General features: G+C 66.3%; 1 protein-coding gene. It reads right to left on the bottom strand.

Annotated elements, in window-relative coordinates:
* Positions 1-2,911, bottom strand: a 2,911-nt coding sequence (locus ACIRDX_RS22320; RefSeq protein ID WP_396627621.1) for a TonB-dependent receptor domain-containing protein, incomplete at its 3' end; no start/stop codon positions are given.
* Between the last annotated feature and the right edge of the window lie 78 nt (positions 2,912-2,989).

Genomic DNA, 2,989 nt, shown 5'->3' with positions numbered 1-2,989 from the left:
ACTGGAAGCCGCCGACCTGCTGGAGCAGGCCGTTGTCGCCGCCCACCGAGAACGGCGTGCCCGACACCCACGACGCGATGCCGTTGACCTGCCACGCGCCGAGGAGCGTGTAGAGGGCGCCGCCCGAATCCTTGAAGAACGGCAGCTCGTACACGAAGCCCATCTGGAGCATGTGCGGACGGTCGAACCCGGCGCGCGCGTAGTTGCGGCCGATCTGCGAGGGCTGGTTCCACGTCAGGCCCACCCAGCCGTCATCGTCGGTCTCGTTCAGGGCCTTCGAGAACGTGTAGGCGCCCTTGAGGAGCAGGCCGTTCTTGAACGGGCGGTTCAGGGCCATCTGCAGCGAGTGGTAGCGCGCCTTGGTGCGCGAGCCCCACGACAGGATGCTGGCGTTGCCCGCCTGGGCGAAGAGCTGGCGGTTGACGTTGCCACCGCTGTCGGCGTAGTTGAGCTGCCGGTCGGCGTAGCCTTCGTTGGTGGCCGTGCCCACGTAGCCCGTGCTCAGCGAGACGTCGCCGGGGAGGCGGCGCTCGACGAAGATGTTCCACGAGTCGATGGTGCCGCGCTCGATGTTGCCCGGCTCCGGCGTGCGCATGTCGACGCCGCGCGGGAGCGGCACGTTGCCGCTGGCCACGTCGGGGTTCGGCGCACCGGGGATACCGGCCGCCAGCGTGCCGTAGGGGATGAACCCGTTCGGGCCGGCGCCGGTGTACGCGATGGTCAGCGGGTAGAAGCCGCGCATCGGGCGCGACCAGGGCATCGGGTTGAACGTACGGCCGTAGCCGGCGCGGACGACCGTGTCGTCGTTGATGCGATACGCCGCACCGAGACGCGGGGCGAACAGGCCCTTGGACGGCTTGAGGCCGTTCAGCTCTTCCGGGTTGCCGCCGACGCCGCCGAGGGCGACGTTGAACGTCTGGAGGTTGAGCTGCTCGATGCCACGGCTCTCGCGGCTCATCAGCGGGTAGTACTCATAGCGCACGCCCGCGTTGACCGTGAGCTTGTCGTTCACCTGCCAACGGTCGTTGATGTAGAGCCCGTACTGGTCCTCACGGCCGGTCATGACTTCGAACTGCACGCTCTTGCCGAAGTCGCTCATCAGGCCGAGCTGGAACGCCGCGTAGTTGTTCCAGCCACCCACGGAGGCGTAGCCGGGCGTGCCCGTGATGCCACCGCCGAAGTTGAAGTTGCCGCGCGGGTTGTTGATTTCCGGCTGCCAGTGGTCGAGACCGAGCTTGACGAAGTCGAAGCCGGTGCGGATTTCGTGCTTGCCCGCCACCTTCGTCACGTTCGTGGAGAAGGTGTAGTTGACCTCGTCACGCGTGACCGGCGTCCAGCCCGAGTTGTTGCCGATGCTGGAGAGGCCGGTGTTGATGGCCGGCATGCCGGAGTAGAAGTCGACGAACTCGCCCGTGGAGCCAGGGCCGGTCGTGCCGGCGTTGTTGGTGCCGGGGATGCGGAACACGTCGAGGCCGTAGTTGGTGCCGAAGTCAGGCCCCTGCGACTGGTGGACCATGTTGTTGTAGCCGAACGTGGCGTCCCAGATGAGGGTCGGGGTGATGGTGTACGTCTGGCCCACCGACCACACCTTGACGGTCGTCTCGCCGCCGCCCACGTCGTTGACGAACGGCAGGTAGAACAGGTCCTGCACGTCCGCGATCATGGTCGAGTACTTGGCCCAGATCTGGTTGGCGGAGGTGCGGTTCCAGTTGATCTTGCCGTCGAGGTTGTCACGCAGCGCCTCGGGGAACTGCGCCCACTCGTAGTTGTTCTGCGTGCCGTTGTTCGTACCCGGCACGTTGGGCTCGGGGTACAGAGCCTGGATGACGCGGGACTGCGCGCTGATCCGGTTGGCCGGGACCTGGGCGTTCGGGAAGAACTCACGGTCGGCACCCGTCGACTGATTGCCGGTCGCCGGGTCGTAGATGCGGAAGTTCGGGTTGAACGCCAGCACCTCGCTGTAGTCGCCGTTCTTCATGCGCGCGGTCGGGACCGTGAACACGCCGATGCGCGAGTTCTTCTCGAGGTTGCGCTCCCAGCCGCCGAAGAAGAAGAACCGGTTCTTCTTGATCGGGCCGCCCACCGTGCCGCCGAGGATGTCCACCGACGACTCGGGGTTCTTGGCCGCCGAGAAGTACTGCTGCCGCGCGTTCCAGTTGTCCTGGTTGCGGAAGTAGAAGGCCGACCCGCGGAACTCGTTGGTACCCGACTTGGTCGCCACCGAGACCGCCGCGCCGCCCGTCATGCCCTGGCTGGCGTCGAACGAGTTGGTCGAGATGTTGACCGTCTCGATCGTCTCCACCGGGGCCACGTAGCCGACGTGATGCGGCAGCCACACATTGATGGAGGCCGCGCCGTCGATACGGGTCACGTTGTTGTTGCGGTTGGTGCCGTTGACGTTGGTCGTCAGCGCGCGGCCCGGGGTGTCGGTCTGCGCGTTCTGGAAGCCCACCGGCGTCGCACCGGGCACCAGGTTCATGAGGCCCTGGTAGTTCCGGTACTGGTTCAGCGGGAGGTTGACCACGTCGGCCGGCTTCAGGTTCACCGACACGTCCGCCTTGTCCGTCTTCAGGAGGGCGGCCTCGGTCGTGACCGTCACCGACTCGGTGAGGGCGCCGACCTCGAGCTTCGCGTCTGCGCGCGAGGTCTCGTTCTGCCCGACCGGCAGGCCGGTCTGCACGTATTCCTTGAAGCCCTGGAGAGAGGCCTTCACCGTGTACGTGCCGGGCTGCAGGTTGCGGATGGCGTAGGCACCCGTCTCGTCGGTCACACCGCTGACCTCGAGACCAGTGCCCTGGTTCACCACCGTCACGGTCGCGCCAGGAATGGCCGCGCCGGAATCATCAGTCACCGTACCGGCAATCGTGCCGTACAGCGCTTGTGCCGAGACATGCGCGGGGAGCAGCGTCATTGCTGCTGCCATCACGATGGCCAGGCCTCGAGCGAGAAGGGATCGAACAGGGGTCACTCACACCTCCGAATAGGGGGG

The organism is Luteitalea sp., assembly GCF_044337415.1.
In the GTDB taxonomy this organism is placed as follows: Bacteria; Acidobacteriota; Vicinamibacteria; order Vicinamibacterales; family Vicinamibacteraceae; genus Luteitalea.
This window is presented reverse-complemented; position numbering and strand designations above follow the sequence as displayed.